This window comes from Nocardioides sp. REDSEA-S30_B4 (genome assembly GCF_001627265.1).
GTDB lineage: Bacteria > Actinomycetota > Actinomycetes > Propionibacteriales > Nocardioidaceae > Nocardioides.
Window position 1 is genome coordinate 1 of record NZ_LUPI01000013.1, and the last position, 16,578, is coordinate 16,578.

At 70.9% G+C, this 16,578-nt stretch carries 13 protein-coding genes, 2 tRNA genes and 1 pseudogene; 2 read left to right on the forward strand and 14 right to left on the reverse strand.

Translation table 11 applies throughout. The features are described 5' to 3' along the window. Positions 1-334 precede the first annotated feature (334 nt). The gene (gene valS, locus A6R01_RS04395) at positions 335-2,941 is read left to right on the forward strand and encodes a valine--tRNA ligase (protein ID WP_292603962.1); all 2,607 of its coding nucleotides are present in this window, start codon (positions 335-337) and stop codon (positions 2,939-2,941) included. Between the two features lie 119 nt (positions 2,942-3,060). On the opposite strand, the gene A6R01_RS04400 is transcribed toward valS, so the two are convergent. From A6R01_RS04400 to metG, 14 genes and pseudogenes are all read right to left on the reverse strand, one after another. Then, a complete protein-coding gene (locus tag A6R01_RS04400; protein WP_292603964.1) occupies positions 3,061-3,792 on the reverse strand; it encodes a hypothetical protein in 732 nt (243 codons plus the stop codon). Between the two features lie 169 nt (positions 3,793-3,961). After that, a complete protein-coding gene (gene clpX / locus A6R01_RS04405) occupies positions 3,962-5,245 on the reverse strand; it encodes an ATP-dependent Clp protease ATP-binding subunit ClpX (protein WP_292603966.1) in 1,284 nt (427 codons plus the stop codon). A gap of 211 nt (positions 5,246-5,456) precedes the next feature. Beyond that, positions 5,457-6,065, reverse strand: a pseudogene (locus tag A6R01_RS04410) (ATP-dependent Clp protease proteolytic subunit); the annotation flags it as partial. A gap of 10 nt (positions 6,066-6,075) precedes the next feature. Next, the gene (locus A6R01_RS04415; protein ID WP_292604029.1) at positions 6,076-6,678 is read right to left on the reverse strand and encodes an ATP-dependent Clp protease proteolytic subunit; all 603 of its coding nucleotides are present in this window, start codon (positions 6,676-6,678) and stop codon (positions 6,076-6,078) included. A 120-nt stretch (positions 6,679-6,798) separates the two neighbouring features. Beyond that, positions 6,799-7,971: a hypothetical protein gene (locus A6R01_RS04420; RefSeq protein ID WP_292603968.1), complete on the reverse strand. Its 1,173-nt coding sequence runs from the start codon at positions 7,969-7,971 to the stop codon at positions 6,799-6,801. 124 nt (positions 7,972-8,095) lie between these two features. Next, positions 8,096-9,481, reverse strand: a complete 1,386-nt coding sequence (tig, locus tag A6R01_RS04425) for a trigger factor (RefSeq protein WP_292603970.1) — start codon at positions 9,479-9,481, stop codon at positions 8,096-8,098. A 110-nt stretch (positions 9,482-9,591) separates the two neighbouring features. Next, a tRNA-Pro gene (locus A6R01_RS04430) sits at positions 9,592-9,664 on the reverse strand. A gap of 46 nt (positions 9,665-9,710) precedes the next feature. Further along, positions 9,711-9,784 (reverse strand) — tRNA-Gly (locus A6R01_RS04435). 87 nt (positions 9,785-9,871) lie between these two features. Further along, positions 9,872-10,918 (reverse strand): PP2C family protein-serine/threonine phosphatase, encoded by a 1,047-nt coding sequence (locus tag A6R01_RS04440; protein WP_292603972.1) that lies wholly within the window; start codon positions 10,916-10,918, stop codon positions 9,872-9,874. A 61-nt stretch (positions 10,919-10,979) separates the two neighbouring features. Next, positions 10,980-11,828, reverse strand: a complete 849-nt coding sequence (locus A6R01_RS04445) for a DNA-formamidopyrimidine glycosylase family protein (RefSeq protein ID WP_292603974.1) — start codon at positions 11,826-11,828, stop codon at positions 10,980-10,982. A gap of 3 nt (positions 11,829-11,831) precedes the next feature. Further along, positions 11,832-12,341 carry a ribose-5-phosphate isomerase gene (locus A6R01_RS04450; protein ID WP_179531678.1) on the reverse strand — a complete coding sequence of 170 codons (510 nt, stop codon included), beginning with the start codon at positions 12,339-12,341 and terminating at the stop codon, positions 11,832-11,834. Between the two features lie 105 nt (positions 12,342-12,446). Further along, positions 12,447-13,334 (reverse strand): alpha/beta hydrolase, encoded by an 888-nt coding sequence (locus A6R01_RS04455; protein ID WP_292603976.1) that lies wholly within the window; start codon positions 13,332-13,334, stop codon positions 12,447-12,449. A 14-nt stretch (positions 13,335-13,348) separates the two neighbouring features. Then, complete coding sequence (locus A6R01_RS04460; protein WP_292603978.1) at positions 13,349-13,918, reverse strand: hypothetical protein; 570 nt, start codon at positions 13,916-13,918, stop codon at positions 13,349-13,351. A 94-nt stretch (positions 13,919-14,012) separates the two neighbouring features. Continuing rightward, positions 14,013-15,815 carry a methionine--tRNA ligase gene (gene metG / locus A6R01_RS04465; protein WP_292603979.1) on the reverse strand — a complete coding sequence of 601 codons (1,803 nt, stop codon included), beginning with the start codon at positions 15,813-15,815 and terminating at the stop codon, positions 14,013-14,015. Between the two features lie 65 nt (positions 15,816-15,880). Here metG and A6R01_RS04470 point away from each other — a divergent pair, with 65 nt between their 5' ends. After that, on the forward strand, positions 15,881-16,567 hold the full coding sequence (locus A6R01_RS04470; protein ID WP_292603980.1) for a GPP34 family phosphoprotein: 687 nt from the start codon (positions 15,881-15,883) through the stop codon (positions 16,565-16,567). Positions 16,568-16,578: the final 11 nt, after the last annotated feature.

Here is a 16,578-nt window from a genome sequence, read left to right on the forward strand (position 1 = left end):
GATGACCGCGACACCGCGGTCGACCTGGTGCTGCCCGAGCCCTTCCATGAGCTGACTCTTCCAGGGACCGCCGACATTCCGAGACGCTCAGAGCCCTTCTTCAGCAGGGCCCGGGGCATCGTGACCGGACCGTGACCTGTGCCAGGACCATGGGTCTCGAGGCTCGCTGCGCTCGCACCTCGACCGGCGGGGTCGTGGGTCTCGAGGCTCGTCGCTGGCGTTCCTCGCACCTCGACCACCGGAGGCTGCGCTCGCACGTCGACCAGCGGGTACGCGACAGCCGTGTGTCGAACTGGTTTCGGCAGCCACAGGGGCGGCTCATAGGATTCTCCGCATGACCGAGACCCCGCAGCAGGCCACCGAACCGACGAGCGCGCCCGAGCGTGCCGTCGTCGTACCGGACAAGCCTGCACTGGAGGGCCTCGAGGCCACCTGGTCGCAGCGGTGGAAGGAGCAGGACACCTACGCCTTCGACCGCTCCCAGCCGCGCGAGAACGTCTACTCGATCGACACCCCGCCGCCGACCGTGAGCGGCAGCCTGCACGTCGGGCACGTCTTCTCCTACACCCACACCGACCTCGTCGCCCGCTTCCAGCGGATGCGCGGCAAGTCCGTGTTCTACCCGATGGGCTGGGACGACAACGGCCTGCCGACCGAGCGGCGCGTGCAGAACTACTACGGCGTGCGCTGCGACCCCTCGCTGCCCTACGACCCCGATTTCACCCCGCCGGCCAAGCCGGACCCCAAGAAGCAGGTCCCGATCAGCCGACCGAACTTCATCGCCCTGTGCGAGGAGCTCGTCGAGCAGGACGAGCAGGTCTTCGAGCAGCTGTGGCGCACGCTGGGCCTCTCGGTGGACTGGAAGCAGCACTACACGACCATCGGCAAGAAGGCCCAGACGGTCAGCCAGCGGGCGTTCCTGCGCAACTTCGCCCGCGGCGAGGCCTACCTCCAGGAGGCGCCGACCCTCTGGGACGTCACCTTCCAGACCGCCGTGGCCCAGGCCGAGCTCGAGGCGCGCGAGTACGCCGGCGCCTACCACCGCGTGGCCTACCACCGCCCGGACGGCACCCCGATCCACATCGAGACGACCCGTCCCGAGCTGATCCCGTCGGTCGTGGCACTCATCGCCCACCCCGACGACGAGCGGTACCAGCCGCTGTTCGGCACCACCGTCACCTCGCCGGTCTTCGGCGTGGAGGTGCCCGTCGTGGCGCACCCTGCCGCGGAGATGGACAAGGGCGCCGGCATCGCCATGTGCTGCACCTTCGGTGACCTCACCGACGTCACCTGGTGGCGCGAGCTCCAGCTGCCCGTGCGCACCGTCATCGGCCGAGACGGCCGCCTGTCCCGCGAGACCCCCGACTGGCTCGCCGCCGCCGACGAGGCCTACCAGCGCCTGGCCGGCAAGACCGTCTTCTCGGCCCGCGAGGAGATGGTCGCCATGCTGCGCGAGACCGGCGACCTCGACGGCGAGCCCAAGCCCACCCAGCGCATGGCGAACTTCTTCGAGAAGGGCGACAAGCCGCTGGAGATCGTGGCGACGCGGCAGTGGTACGTCCGCAACGGTGGCCGCGACGCCGACCTGCGCGGCGAGCTCGTGGAGGAGGGCAACCGGATCACCTGGCTCCCCTCGCACATGCAGCACCGCTACGAGAACTGGGTCAGCGGCCTCAACGGCGACTGGCTGATCTCGCGTCAGCGCTTCTTCGGCATCCCCTTCCCCGTCTGGTACCCCCTCGACGCCGAGGGCGAGCCCGACTACGACCACCCGCTGCTCCCCCGCGAGGAGCAGCTGCCCGTCGACCCGTCGACCGACGCCCCGCAGGGCTACGACGAGGCGCAGCGCGGCAAGCCGGGCGGCTTCATCGGCGACCCCGACGTCATGGACACCTGGGCGACCTCGTCGCTGACGCCGCAGATCGCCGGCGGCTGGGAGGACGACCAGGACCTCTTCGAGCGGGTCTTCCCGATGGACCTGTGCACCCAGGGTCACGACATCATCCGTACCTGGCTGTTCAGCCGCGTGGTGCGCGCCCACTTCGAGCACGGCCGGGTCCCGTGGAGCCACGCCATGCTCTCGGGCTGGATCCTCGACCCGGACCGCAAGAAGATGTCGAAGTCCAAGGGCAACGTCGTCGTCCCGACCGAGATCCTCGACAAGTTCGGCGCCGACGCCGTCCGCTGGCGGGCCGCCATGGCTCGCCCGGGCCTGGACTCCCCCTTCGACGAGACCCAGATGAAGGTCGGGCGTCGTCTGGCGATGAAGGTGCTCAACGCCTCCAAGTTCGTCCTCGGCAACGTCGGTGCCACCAGGACCGACGCCTTCGCCGTCTCCGAGCCGGTCGACTGCGCCTTGCTGGGTCGTCTGGCCCTGGTCGTGCGCCGCGCCACCGAGGCGTTCGAGGCCTACGACTACACCACCGCCCTGGAGACCACCGAGAAGTTCTTCTGGGAGTTCTGCGACGACTACCTCGAGCTGGTCAAGGAGCGCGCGTACGACGAGGACGGCGGCGAGGCCACCGCCTCGGCGAAGGCCGCCCTGGCGATCGCGCTCGAGGTCCAGCTGCGGCTGCTCGCGCCGTTCCTTCCGTACGTGACCGAGGAGGTCTGGTCGTGGTGGCAGGAGGGCTCGATCCACCACGCCTCGTGGCCCACCGAGCTCGACCTCGGCTCGGCGGCCGCGGCCGACCCCTCGGTCCTGGAGGCGGTCGCCGCGGCGCTGATCGGCATTCGCGGCGCGAAGTCGCAGGCCAAGGTGAGTATGCGCGCCGAGCTGGCACGCGTCGAGGTGACCGGCCCGGAGGCGATCGTCCGGGCGGCCGAGAAGGCTGCCGGCGACCTGCGCCGCAGTGGCCGCATCACCGGCGACCTCGTCTTCACCCCCGGTGGGGGCAGCGAGCTCTCGGTCGACGCCGAGCTGGCCGTCCAGCCCGACTGACGACGTACGACGCTGGGCGGACCTGTCGGGTCCGCCCAGACAGGTCGTCCAGCGAGATCACGGAGTGTTCGGTACGCCTGGTGCGCCGAACCCACCGTGATCCGGCTCCGTGGTCCGGCTCAGTGCCTGGAGTGGCCCTTCGCCTTGCCGTGTCCCTTGGACTTGCCCGGGCTCTTCGACTTACCAGGGCCGTTGCTCTTGCTGTGACCCTTGGCCTTACCGGGGCCCTTGGCCTTGCCGGAGCTCGTAGCCTTGCCGCTGCTCGGGGACGAGCTCTGCCCCTTGGCCTTGCCGTGCCCCTTGGCCTTGCCGTTCCCCTGACCGCCGCCGGGCGCGGTGGACCCGTGGCCGCCGGGGCTCCCGCCGCCGTTGCCCTTGGTCCCGCCGTTGCCCTTGGTCCCGCCGTTGCCCTTGGTCTTGCCGGGGCCCTTGCCCTTGCCCTTGCCCTTGCCCTTGCCGGGACCCTTGTCCTTGCCGCTGCCCTTGGCCTGGCCGGGTGAGCGGTCCGTGCCGACGCCCTGTCCCTGGGCGCTGGACGTCGGCGGAGAGACCGACGGCAGCGACGTCGTGGGCTCCGCGGACGGGGAGGGTGCTGGCTCCGACTCCTCGGGCTCGATCGCAGCTCCCGCCTGCACGACCCGCGCCGGGGGCTCGGGCTCGGTCACCAGCCCGATCGTCAGGTCAGCGAGGAGGCTCGGGACCGGGGGGACCAGTCCGCCGGCCGGGCCGAACCGGATGCTCGTCGCGATCACCACGGCGCACGCCACCGCGACGAGCGCGAAGGCCGCCATCGCCGGGCGGTGCTGGGGCGAGCGCAGCTCGGAGAGCAGCCTCAGCGGCTTCTCCTCCATGCCTGGCGCTCCTCCACGTCCCGAGTGTGTCGGCCCCGATTCTCGCGCGACCGGGCCTCCCGATCGCAATCGACCGGGCTAGACAGCCCGAGATGACTAGACAGGTAGTCCGTTCGGACTACCTGTCCAGCTGTTCGCGCGTGGGCTGCTCGCTGCGTGGGCGAGGAGATCAGGCGGACTTGCGCTTCTTGGTCTCCGACTCGCGCAGGACGAGCTCGGGGGCCTCCTCGCCGGCCACGACCGCACCTGTAACGACCACCTTCGCCACGTCGCCGCGCGAGGGCACGTCGTACATCACCTGGAGGAGGACCTCCTCGATGATGGCGCGCAGACCGCGCGCACCGGTGCCACGCTCCATGGCCTTGTCGGCGATGGCGTCGACCGCGTCGTCGGTGAAGACCAGCTCGACGCCGTCGAGGTCGAAGAGCTTCTGGTACTGCTTGACCAGCGCGTTGCGCGGCTCGGTGAGGATCTGCACCAGCGCAGGGCGGTCGAGCTTGGAGACGCTCGCGATGAGCGGGAGTCGTCCGATGAACTCGGGGATCAGGCCGAACTTGGTGAGGTCCTCGGGGCGGACCAGGGCCAGCAGGTCGGCCTCGCTGCGCTCGGCCTCACCCTTGACCTCGGCGGTGAAGCCGAGGGTCTTCTTGCCGACACGCTGCTCGATGATGTGCTCGAGCCCGGCGAAGGCACCGCCCACCACGAAGAGGATGTTGGTGGTGTCGATCTGGATGAACTCCTGGTGCGGGTGCTTGCGTCCGCCCTGGGGCGGCACCGAGGCGGTGGTGCCCTCGATGATCTTCAGCAGCGCCTGCTGGACGCCCTCACCGGAGACGTCGCGGGTGATCGAGGGGTTCTCCGCCTTGCGGGCCACCTTGTCGATCTCGTCGATGTAGATGATGCCGGTCTCGGCCTTCTTGACGTCGTAGTCGGCAGCCTGGATCAGCTTGAGCAGGATGTTCTCGACGTCCTCGCCGACGTAGCCGGCCTCGGTCAACGCCGTGGCGTCGGCGATGGCGAAGGGGACGTTGAGCATCCGCGCCAGCGTCTGGGCGAGGTAGGTCTTGCCGCAGCCGGTCGGACCGATGACCAGGATGTTGGACTTCGCGACCTCGACCTGCTCGTCTTTGGAGTGCTTGCCGCTGACCGGCTGCAGCCCCGCCTGGACGCGCTTGTAGTGGTTGTAGACCGCGACGGCCAGCGACTTCTTCGCCTGCTCCTGGCCGATGACGTAGGAGTTGAGGAACTCGAAGATCTCGCGGGGCTTGGGGAGCTCGTCGAGGCTGACCTCGGCGCCCTCGCTCAGCTCCTCCTCGATGATCTCGTTGCACAGGTCGATGCACTCGTCGCAGATGTAGACACCGGGGCCCGCGATGAGCTTCTTGACCTGCTTCTGCGACTTGCCGCAGAAGGAACACTTCAGCAGGTCACCGCCGTCACCGATCCGTGCCATGCGGTCATCCTCCCTGTGCCGCCCGGCCAGGTGCGCCGGGTCGAGTGCTGGTGTTGCTGTGGTGGTGCTCGGTCGTGCGCCCGTCAGGGCGCGGGTCGTGCTGGACCGGTCCGCCGCTCGGGCCGACCATCTGACGGTACCCCTCGCCCGCCCCCGCTGGGGCGGATGACACGGGGTCCTCGTCGTCCGATCGGCCCGAGGCGGAAGGTTCTTAGGCCAGTGCCGGGGTCTTGAGGGACTCCAGCACCGAGTCGATCAGGCCGTACTCGACGGCCTGGGTGGCGGTGAGGATCTTGTCGCGCTCGATGTCGCGGCTGACCTCCTCGACCGGCTTGCCGGTGTGGTCGCTGATCATCTTCTCCAGCAGCTCGCGCATCCGGATGATCTCGTTGGCCTGGATCTCGATGTCGGAGGTCTGGCCGAAGGTGCCCTCGGTGTAGGGCTGGTGGATCAGCACGCGGCTGTTGGGCAGGCCCATCCGCTTGCCGGGCGTGCCGGCCGCGAGCAGGATCGCCGCGGCCGAGGCCGCCTGACCCAGGCACACGGTGCGCACGTCGGGCTTGATGAAGTTGATCGTGTCGTAGATCGCGGTCAGCGCGGTGAAGGAGCCACCGGGGCTGTTGATGTAGATGCTGATCTCCTGGTCGGGGTTCATCGACTGCAGGCACAGCAGCTGGGCGATCACGGCGTTCGCGACGTCGTCGGAGATCGGCGTCCCGAGGTAGATGATGCGCTCCTCGAAGAGCTTCGCGTAGGGGTCGATCCGGCGGATGCCGTAGGACGTCCGCTCCTCCCACTGGGGGATGTAGTAGTTCATCTCGGGCCTCTCGTCACTTGGAGTGGGCCGGGCGGCCCTCGTCGGCGGCCTCGCGGGCGCTGCGGATGACCTTGTCGACCAGGCCGTACTCGAGCGCCTGGTCGGCGGTGAACCAGCGGTCGCGGTCGGCGTCGGCGACGACCTGCTCGATCGGCTGGCCGGTGTGCTCGGAGATCAGGTCCAGGAGCACCTTCTTGATGTGCAGCGACTGCTGGGCCTGGATCTTGATGTCGGAGGCGGAGCCACCCATGCCCGAGGAGGGCTGGTGCATCATGATCCGCGCGTGCGGCAGGGCGTAGCGCTTGCCCTTGGTGCCGGCGCACAGCAGGAACTGCCCCATCGAGGCGGCCAGGCCCATGCCGACCGTCGCCACGTCGTTGGGGATGTAGTTCATCGTGTCGTAGATCGCCATGCCGGCGTCGACCGAGCCACCGGGGCTGTTGATGTGGAGGAAGATGTCGGCCTCGGGGTCCTCCGCCGAGAGGAGCAGCAGCTGGGCGCAGATCGCATTGGCGTTCTGGTCGCGCACCTCGGAGCCGAGGAACACGATGCGCTCGCGCAGCAGTCGCTGGTAGATGTGGTCGTCGAGGACGCCCAGACCTGCGCCACCACCCATCATCGGGAGGTGCTCGGCGCCGCGGGCAGCGGATGCGGAGTTCGGGTTCACGTCAAGGACCCTAGCCCGTGCCGCGGACAGTTCCACGGACAATCGGGGGCTGTTCGCCGACAGCGGATTTCAGGCCAGCCACTCCAGCAGCGCCGTGTGCACCTGCGGGTGGTTGAGCAGGCCGAAGTGGTCGGTGCGCCCGACGTGGAGCACGTCGGCGTCCGGGAAGAGGCTGCGCCCGCGGCGGTCGCGCCCGTACGCCGAGCCCGGTCGCACCAGCAGGTCCCCCACCAGGTGGCCGACCGGGTGCCGTTGGGACTCGGTGAGTGTGGCGGCGACCAGCCGGTAGCGCGCGTGCGGCAGGGGCGGGACGTCCTCGGTGAGCCCGGCCACGAGGTCGTGGACCCCGGCGGAGCGCCAGTCGAGCAGCCGTCCGAAGGCGGCGGTCTCGGGGAGCACGCCGAGCCCCCGGCTGCCGTGGCCGATGCCCCAGGCGATCGGTGCGCCCAGGTGCGGCGTGCCGAGCGTGACCACGTCGGAGACCTTCGAGCTCCACGGCTCCTCGACGTCGGCGGTCACCGCACCGGCCGCACGGATGACCAGACCACCCATGGAGTGGCCCACCAGCGCGATCCGCTCGACCGGGACCGGCCAGGCCTCGACGACCTGCTGCATCAGCCCGGTGAGGGCCGCGCCGTTCTCGCGCAGGCGCAGGCCGGTGTTGGCGCGCAGCATGAGGGGCGTCCACCCGCGCGCGGCCAGCTCCTCGGCGTACGTCGTGCCGGTGCGGTCGCGGTGACGCTGCCAGTAGGACTCGTTCTCGCACAGGCCGTGCAGGAAGACGACCAGCCGCCCCGAGGCCTCCGGGAAGGCCGCGCCGAGACCCGCCGGCGTGGGGTCGACGTCCGCGCCGGCGTGGCGCACGGCCATCGGGATCGCCATCTGCGGGCGCTCCCGCAGCAGCCGGTCCCCGATCAGGCCGTTGACGGCCGAAGAGACGAAACGACCCTCGGGGGTGCTCTCCAGGTGAGGGCCCCGGCCCGTGGCGGCCACGAGGTCCAACCCGGTCGAGGCGAGCCGCAGGCCGCCGCCCACCCCGGCGTAGACGGCCGAGGCGATGCCCCGGTGCGCCCGCTCGCCGAACGACGGCGACTGTGCCCGGGTGGCCAGGCGGCCGACGCCGTAGATGCGGTCGACCCAGGCGGTGTGGGTGTCGCGGACGGTGCGGACGACGAGCTCGTCGGCCACCTCGCACAGCAGCGAGGCGGCGTCGAGCACGGTGGGGCCGGGTGCGGTGGTCACCGCGGCAGCGTACCGCCTGAGTGCACATATGTGCACTCATGTCGCGTGTGAGGCACGTCCCCGGATACACCTCGGCCCGCCCGGAGGAGTCTCCGGACGGGCCGCGGGGTACGACGGGTGGGGATCAGGCCTCGGCCTTCTCCTCCTCGGCCTCGGCGGCCGGCTCCTCGTCGGAGACGTCAGCGATGGTGCCGTCGGGCTGCAGGCCCTTGAGCTCCACGACGTTCCCGGAGGCGTCCTTGACCGTGGCCGACTCGACGATGGTCGCGAGGGCCTTGCCGCGCAGGATCTCCTGCACGAGGTCGGGGATGTGGTTGTGCTCGAACATGTGGTTGGCGAAGGACTGCGGGTCCTGGCCGGACTGCTGGGCACGGCGCACCAGGTGCTGGGAGAGCTCCTGCTGGTCGACGCCGAGCTCCTCCTTCTTCGCGATCTCGTCGAGCAGGAACTGCGCGGCGACGGCGTCGCGGACCCGGCGGTCGAGGTCGGCCTCGAACTCCTCCTGGGTCTGGCCCTCGTCCTCGAGGTACTTCGCCATGGTGATGCCGGCCATCGCGAGCTGCTGCTCGATGTTCTGGCGGCGGGCGTTGAGTTCCTCGGTGACCAGGGTCTCGGGCAGCGGGATGCTGACCTTCTCCAGCAGGGCCTCCAGGACGGCGTCGCGCGCGGCGGCGGCCTGCTCGAGGCGCTTGCCGTTGCCGAGACGCACGCGGACGTCGGCCACGAGCTCGTCGGCGGTGTCGAACTCGGAGGCGAGCTGGGCGAACTCGTCGTCGAGCTCGGGCAGCTCCTGCTCCTGGACCTGGGAGACCTTGACCTGGACCTCGACGTCCTGGCCGACGAGGTCGCCGCCCACCAGCTGGCTGGAGAAGGTCTTCTCCTCGCCGGCCGACATGCCGACCAGGGCCTCGTCGAGGCCGTCGATCATGCCGCCGCGGCCGACCTGGTAGGAGGTGCCGGTGATCTCGGCGCCCTCGAGCACCTCGCCGTCCTGCATCGCCTTGAGGTCGAGGACGACGAAGTCACCGTCCTCGGCCGGGCGCTCGACGTCGGTCAGGGTGCCGAAGCGCTGGCGCAGCGCGGTGACCTGCTCCTCGACGTCCTCGTCGCTGATCTCGATGTCCTCGACCGAGGCCTCGAGGCCGTCGTAGGTCGGGAGCTCGATGGTCGGCTTGACGTCCACCTCGGCGGTGAACTCCAGCACGTCGTTGTCCTCGAGACGGGTCACCTCGACCTCGGGCTGGGCCAGCGGCTCGAGCTCGTTGGCCTGCAGCGCCTCGACGTACTTCTTGGGGAGCACGTCGTTGATTGCCTGGTCGAGGACGGCGCCACGGCCGACCTGCTTGTCGATGACCATCGGCGGGACCTTGCCGCGGCGGAAGCCGGGGATGTTGATCTGCTGGGCGATGGCCTTGTACGCCGCGTCGAGGCTCGGCTTGAGCTCCTCGAAGGGCACCTCGACGGTCAGCTTGGCCCGGGTCGGGCTCAAGGTCTCGACGGCGCTCTTCACAGGTTTCTCCTAGGGGATCGGTGGATCGTGCGGGTGCTGCTTCGGTGCTGCTGGCTGGTGGTGCGTGCTGCTGGGCGTGCTGGGTCGTGCGGGACTCACGGGTGAGGCTGTCGGGGCGACAGGACTCGAACCTGCGATCTCCTGCTCCCAAAGCAGGCGCGCTAGCCACTACGCTACGCCCCGCCAAGCGGGCACCACCCGACCGCGGTCACGACCCTGCGGAGCCCCTTGGAGCGGATGACGGGAATCGAACCCGCGTAGCCAGTTTGGAAGACTGGGGCTCTACCATTGAGCTACATCCGCGACCCTGGAATCCTGCCACAGGCCCGCGCCCGCACCCCAAACGGGGCGCCGCCCCCCGCACGGCTCCGGCCGCGGCCCCTGCCCCGCTCAGCGGCGGTGCACCACCACGACGGCGCGGTCGTCGTCGCGGGAGCCGAGCTGCTCCACCAGTCGTGCGGCGGAGCCGTCGACACCGCCGCACAGCAGCTTCTCGGCCTCGCCCAGCAGTCGGTCCAGGCCCATCTCGAGGTCACGGCGCGGCTCCTCGACCATGCCGTCGGTGTAGAGCAGCAGCGAGTCGCCGCGCTCGAGCCTCCCGCGGGCGGTGGTGAACTCGGCGGCCGGCAGCAGGCCGAGGACCGCACCGGTGGAGTCCAGCACCGACCAGCGGCCCGACCCGGCCGCGCGGAGGACGGCGGGCGGGTGCCCGGCGGAACGGACCTCGTACTCCCCCGTGTCGAGGAGCAGCGAGAGGTGCACGGCGGTGGCGAACCCCTCCGCCCAGTCCTGGCGCAGCAGGTAGTCGTTGGCCGAGGCGAGGAACATCTCCGGACCCACCGAGCCGAGCAGGCCGCCGAAGGCTCCCGAGAGCTGCAGCGCCCGGGTGCCGGCCTGGTCGCCCTTGCCGGACACGTCCACCACGACCAGCTCCAGACGCTCGTCGTCCTCGAGGTAGGTCGCCACGACGAAGTCGCCGGCGAAGCGCGTGCCCGAGGCCGAGCGGAGCTCGGACTCGACGTGCCACCCCTCGGGGAGCCTGGGCATCCGGCCCTGCCGCAGGAGCCGATCGCGCAGGTCGACGAACATCGACTCGCCGGTGAAGCCCGCGACCCCGAGGCGCGAGCGCCGGAAGGCGGTGGCGAGCACGATCACGCACATCACGAACTGCACCGCGGCGGCTCCGGCGGTGCGGATCGTGATCGTCTCCTGGAGTGTCAGGGCGATCGTGAGCATGCCCAGCACCCACACCACGAACCACGGGAGCTGGCGGGGGTTGAGCACGATGCTGCCGAGCAGCAGCGCGATCATCAGCGACGAGAACGGCGTGAACCGGGGAGCCAGGGCGACGCCGACGACGACCAGAGCGGCGAGGATCCCGAGCACCAGCACCGTGCGGTGCTCGCGGAACCGCCCCGGTGTGCTGTAGCGGCTCATCTGTGCGTCCTTCCGGGCTGGCCCGGGCTGCACCCTGGCTGGGGTGCCGACATCTTAGGGCTCACGAGGCTGCCCGGGAGCGGAACCGCGGCTGGCAGCGCGGGCACCAGAACAGGTTGCGCCCCTGGAGCTCGGCGGTGCGCACGGTCGCGCCGCAGACGTGGCAGGGCCGCTGGTCTCGTCGGTAGACGTAGACCTCGCCGCCGTGGTCGTCGCGGCGCGGCGGGCGGCCCATGGCCTCAGGGGTGTGCTTGGGTCGCACGGTGTCGATCCGCCCGGTGCGCACACCCTCGCGCATGAGCTCCACCAGGTCGGTCCAGATCGCCTGCCACTGCGACACCCGCAGGGTGCGGCCGGGCCGCATCGGGTCCAGCCGGTGCCGGAAGAGCACTTCCGCGCGGTAGACGTTGCCCACCCCCGCGAGCACCGACTGGTCCATCAGCAGGCCGCCGATCGGCGCGCGGCTCCGGCGGATCCGCTCCCAGGCCAGGTCGGGCTCGGCGTCGGCGCGCAACGGGTCGGGGCCTTGCCGCGCGACCACCGCCGCACGCTCGGCCCCGGTGAGCAGCGCGCAGGTCGTGGCGCCGCGCAGGTCGGCGTACGACGCAGCGCCGGGCGCTCCGGCCTCGAGCCGCATCCGCACCTGCCCGACGGGCCCGGGGACCTCCTCGACCACGGGGTGCACGAGGAAGGTGCCGTAGAGCCCGAGGTGGACGTGCACGAACCGGCCGCCCTCGAAGGCGACGAACAGGTGCTTGCCCCAGGCCTCGGCGCCGGTCACGACCGAGCCGTCGACCAGCGCCGCCGACTCCGCGAAGCGTCCCTGGGGGCTGGTGACGCGCACCGCGCGGCCCGCGAAGGTCGCGCTCAGCTCACCGGCGAGCCGGTGGAGGGTGTGCCCCTCGGGCACGGGTCAGGCGTCCGGGCCGAGCCCGATCGCGGACTCCGGCAGCGGCGGCAGCTCGCGGGTGCGGTCGTAGTGGTCGAGCTGGCCGATGCGGCGCACGTGGCGCTCGTCGCCGCTGAAGGGCTCGGCGAGGAAGAGCTCGACGAAGCGGGTCATGTCCTCCAGGGAGTGCATGCGGCCCCCGACGGAGACCATCTGGGCGTCGTTGTGCTCGCGGGCCAGCTTCGCGGTGTCCTCGCTCCACACCAGGGCGCAGCGGATGCCCTCGACCTTGTTGGCGGCCATCTGCTCGCCATTGCCGGAACCGCCGATCACGACGCCCAGGTCGTCGCCGCCGGCCGCGCGGGCCTTCGCCACTCCCTCGGCCGCACGCAGGCAGAAGACCGGGTAGTCGTCGAGCGCGTCGTAGACGAACGGCCCGTGGTCGACCGGCTCGTAGCCGTGCTCGGAGAGCCACGCGACGAGGTGGTTCTTCAGGTCGAGGCCGGCGTGGTCGGAACCCAGGTGGACACGCATGGCCCGCATCCTGGCAGAACCGCGCCGAGGCCATCGCACCGGTGGCGGTGTGACGTCGACCGCCCGAGCGGGCGTCCCGGGGCTGCTCGCCGTCCCGGCGGCCCCTCAGCGCAGGTACGCCGCCAGGAAGCCCGCCACGGCGGCGAGCATCGGCTCGGCGGCGTCGAACTGGTCGGGGTGGCGGTAGAACCCGTGGACCTGCCCGAGGTAGCGGGTGGCGGTCACGGTGACGCCGGCCTCGGCCAGCCGCACCGCCAGCGCCTCCCCCTCGTCGCGCAGGGGGTCGTGCTCGGCCGTCGTGACCAGGGTCGGCGGCAGCGTGTGCAGCCGCTCGCTGAGCAGCGGGGCGAGGTCGGGGTCGCGCAGGTCGTCGGGCGAAGCGGCGTACTGCTGCCAGTACCAGGCGGCCTCGCGGGGGTCGAAGCCGTCGGCGGCGGTGCGGTAGGAGTCGAAGCCGGCGGTGGGGTCGAGGAACGGGTAGACCAACGCGAGTGCCTGCACCCGGCCGGGGTTGCGCAGTGCGCCGACGAGGGCGAGGTTGCCGCCGGCAGAGTCGCCGTGCAGGCCCACCGGGCCGGCCAGCCCCTCGTTCCCGGCGTGGTCAGCCAGCCAGGCCAGCACGGTGTCGACGTCGTCGGGGGCGGCGGGGAAGCGGTGCTCGGGCGGACGGCGGTAGTCGACGCTGAGCACGGCTCGGCCCGAGCGCACGGCGAGCAAGCGGGCGAGGTTGTCGTGGACGTCGACGTCGTGGAAGACGAAGCCGCCCCCGTGCAGGTGCACGACCACGCCCGGTGCCGCGCCGTCAGGGCGGTAGAGCCGGCACGGCACTCCCCCGGCGTCGAGATCGCGGACCTCGGCCACGGAGACGCGCGGGTGCGCGGCGGCCTCCGCGCGGGCAGCACGACGCGAGGCCTCGATGTCGAAGCTCTCGTCGAAGACCTTCGGCTCGCCGGCGGCGACCTCGACCGCCCGCCGGGCCTGCGGGTGCAGCACCGTGCTCCCCCTCCTCAGCGCTGCATCAGCGCGTCGAGCCCCACGCCGATGGCAGCGGCGACCCGGAAGTCCACGCGCTGGTCGGGGACGTCGATCGTGTAGCGGTCGCGCAGCTTGAACTGCCGCTCCGAGCTCATCAGCGGGGTGCCTTCGGTGGAGGTGAAGTCGAAGTGGATGGTGAGGAAGGGCAGGTCCATGAAGCGGCGCAGGAGGGCCACGCCCTGGCTGCGCTCCTGTCCGGTGCCGGCGAAGCCGGGGCCCTCCACGTGGTAGGTCGAGCGCAGCAGGCTGGCGCCGAAGTCCTTGCGGAAGAAGCCGATCTGGCGCCGCTGCTCGTCGTAGATGTCGTAGCCGGCGTTGAGGTCGAGCTTCTTGCGCGCCTTGAAGGAGAAGACCGGACGGGTCTTGGAGTCGTCGGTGTAGAAGGTGACCTCCTCCTTGAACGCCAGTCGCTTCTGCTGCGCCACGGCCATCAGCTGGCCCTCGGTCCCGTCCGGGTTCGCCGCGTAGATCTCGTAGCGGTTGGTCGTCATCGCGAACTTCTGCTTGATGAAGAAGCGCGGGAGGTACATCTCAGCGGCCATGGGCAGAAACTATCCGAGGGGTCGCCGGAAGGCGTGCGCGAGCGACCCTTCGGCCGTGCGCGAGCGACCTCTCGGCGGTCAGGCGTCGAGGCGGTCAGGCGTCGAGACGGGCGAGCTCCTCCTCCACCACCGACGGGTCGAGCTTGGTGAAGACCGGGGTCGGCTTGGCAATGGGGGTGCCGACGACGATGGGGCGGGACTCCCAGGCCGGGGTGGCGGAGTAGTCGCCGGTGATGACGGGGTACGTCGTCAGGCCGGCGCCGTTGTCGGGCTCGAGCTCGTCGACCTGCTCGATGACCGGCATCGGGAACTTCTCGCCCTCGCCGCCGAGGACGGCGTGCACCTTGTTGGCGGCGTGCGGGAGGAACGGCGCGAGCAGGGTGTTGCAGTCGCTCACGCACTGCAGCGCCACGTGCAGGACCGTGGCCAGCCGCTCGCGCTGGGACTCGTCCTTCATCTTGTAGGGCTCGGTGACCGTGAGGTACTTGTTCACCTCGCCGACGACCCGCATCGCCTCGGCGATCGCGGCCCGCAGCCGGTGCCGCTCGATGAGCGAGCCGACCGACTCGAAGCCGCCTCGGACGGTGGCGAGCACGGTCTCGTCGACCTCCTCCAGCGGGCCGGCCGCGGGCACCTCGCCGAAGTTCTTGGCGACCATCGTGGCGGTGCGGTTGACCAGGTTGCCCCATCCGGCGACCAGCTCGGAGTTGTTGCGGGTGACGAAGTCGGCCCAGGTGAAGGCGGCGTCGGAGGTCTCCGGGCCGGCGGCGCAGATGAAGTAGCGCAGCGGGTCCGGGCCGTAGCGCTCGAGCATGTCACGCACGTAGATCACGTGCCCGCGGCTGGTGGAGAACTGGGCGTCGCCGAAGGTGAGGAACTCGCTCGAGACGACCTCGGTGGGCAGGTTGAGCACCCCGAAGGCGCCCGGCTCCCCGCCCCGCTCGCCCTGGCCGTTGTGCGCCAGGAGCTCGGCGGGCCAGATCTGGGAGTGGAAGACGATGTTGTCCTTGCCCATGAAGTAGAACGCCTCGGCGTCGGCGTCGTTCCACCACTCGCGCCACTTCTCGGGCTCGCCGAGTCGACGGGCCCACTCGATCGAGGCCGAGAGGTACCCGATGACGGCGTCGAACCAGACGTAGAGCCGCTTGTTGGGCTGGTCCTCCCAGCCCGGCACCGGGATGCCCCAGTCGATGTCGCGCGTCATGGCGCGCGGACGGATCTCCTCGAGGATGTTCTGGGAGAACTTGATGACGTTGGGACGCCACGTGCCCGAGGCCTCGCGGCCGTCCAGCCACTCCCCCAGCGCGTCGGCCACGGCCGGCAGGTCGAGGAACCAGTGCTGGGTCTCGACGAACTGCGGGGTCTCCCCGTTGATCTTCGAGCGCGGCTCGAGCAGGTCGGTCGGGTCCAGCTGGTTGCCGCAGTTGTCGCACTGGTCGCCGCGCGCGTCGGCGTACTTGCAGATCGGGCAAGTGCCCTCGATGTAGCGGTCGGGCAGGGTGCGGCCGGTCGACGGGCTGATCGCCGACAGCGAGGTCTGCTCGACCATGTAGCCGTTGCGCAGGCAGGTCGAGAACATCTCCTGCACCACGCCGTAGTGGTTGCCCGTCGTGGTGCGGGTGAACAGGTCGTAGGAGAGCCCGAGGCCCTGGAGGTCCTCGACGATGACGCGGTTGCTGTCGTCGGCGAGCTCGCGCGCGGTCTTCCCCTCCTTGTCGGCGGTGACGAGGATCGGGGTGCCGTGCTCGTCGGTGCCGGAGACCATGAGCACCTCGTGGCCGGCCATCCGCATGTAGCGGCTGAAGACGTCGGAGGGCACTCCGAAACCGGCGACGTGGCCGATGTGGCGGGGCCCGTTGGCGTACGGCCAGGCGACGGCGGACAGCACTCTGCTCATGGCCCCGATCCTAAGGATCCCCACGACCGGTTTATGAGCCGGTGGTCATCGGGCAGGGTCGGGGCATGGACCTGCTGCTCGCCGAGGACCTCATGCTCCTGCTGCTCGACGACGAGACCGGCGCCGTGCGGCAGACCCACCTGCGCCCGCTGCTGGGCGGTGCGGTGCTCGCCGACCTCGCGCTCACCGGCGCCGCGGAGGTCGAGGAGAAGCGCGGCGTGTGGCACACCGCGAAGGTGCACCCCGTGGACGGGGCCCGGCCCTCGGACGCGCTGCTGGCGGCGGCGTACGACGAGGTGGCGGCCAAGCCGCGCTCGGCCCAGGACCTCGTCAACCGCATCGGCAAGCCGCTCAAGGACGACGTCACCGAGCGGCTGGTCGAGCGCGGGCTGGTGCGACGCGAGGAGCACCGGGTGCTGGGGATCTTCCCGACCACGCGGTGGCCGGCGGAGGACCTCGCCCACGAGCAGCAGGTACGCCGCCGGCTCGGTGACCTCCTGGTGCGCGGCCTCACCCCGGACACCCGGACGATGGCGCTGGTGGCGCTGCTGTCGGCGGTGGACCTGGCGCACAAGGTCGTGGACCGGGAAGGGCTGTCGGGCGGCGAGGTGCGCAAGCGCGGCAAGCGCCTGGTCGAGCAGATGGACGACGGTGACTGGGCGGCCAAGGCCGTCCGCGACGCCGTCGCGGCGATCACCGCCGCCGCGGGCGCCGCCGCGGTGGCGGGCGGGGCGGCAGCAGCCAGCAGCTGAGCGGTCGCGGG

Excerpts from the sequence above, each read along its gene's own strand:
- valS (WP_292603962.1), top strand. The coding sequence starts at position 335 with ATGACCGAGACCCCGCAGCAGGCCACCGAACCGACGAGCGCGCCCGAG.
- A6R01_RS04400 (WP_292603964.1), bottom strand. The coding sequence starts at position 3,792 with ATGGAGGAGAAGCCGCTGAGGCTGCTCTCCGAGCTGCGCTCGCCCCAG.
- clpX (WP_292603966.1), bottom strand. The coding sequence starts at position 5,245 with ATGGCACGGATCGGTGACGGCGGTGACCTGCTGAAGTGTTCCTTCTGC.
- A6R01_RS04415 (WP_292604029.1), bottom strand. The coding sequence starts at position 6,678 with ATGGGTGGTGGCGCAGGTCTGGGCGTCCTCGACGACCACATCTACCAG.
- A6R01_RS04440 (WP_292603972.1), bottom strand. The coding sequence starts at position 10,918 with ATGAGCCGCTACAGCACACCGGGGCGGTTCCGCGAGCACCGCACGGTG.
- A6R01_RS04450 (WP_179531678.1), bottom strand. The coding sequence starts at position 12,341 with ATGCGTGTCCACCTGGGTTCCGACCACGCCGGCCTCGACCTGAAGAAC.
- A6R01_RS04460 (WP_292603978.1), bottom strand. The coding sequence starts at position 13,918 with ATGGCCGCTGAGATGTACCTCCCGCGCTTCTTCATCAAGCAGAAGTTC.
- metG (WP_292603979.1), bottom strand. The coding sequence starts at position 15,815 with ATGAGCAGAGTGCTGTCCGCCGTCGCCTGGCCGTACGCCAACGGGCCC.
- A6R01_RS04470 (WP_292603980.1), top strand. The coding sequence starts at position 15,881 with ATGGACCTGCTGCTCGCCGAGGACCTCATGCTCCTGCTGCTCGACGAC.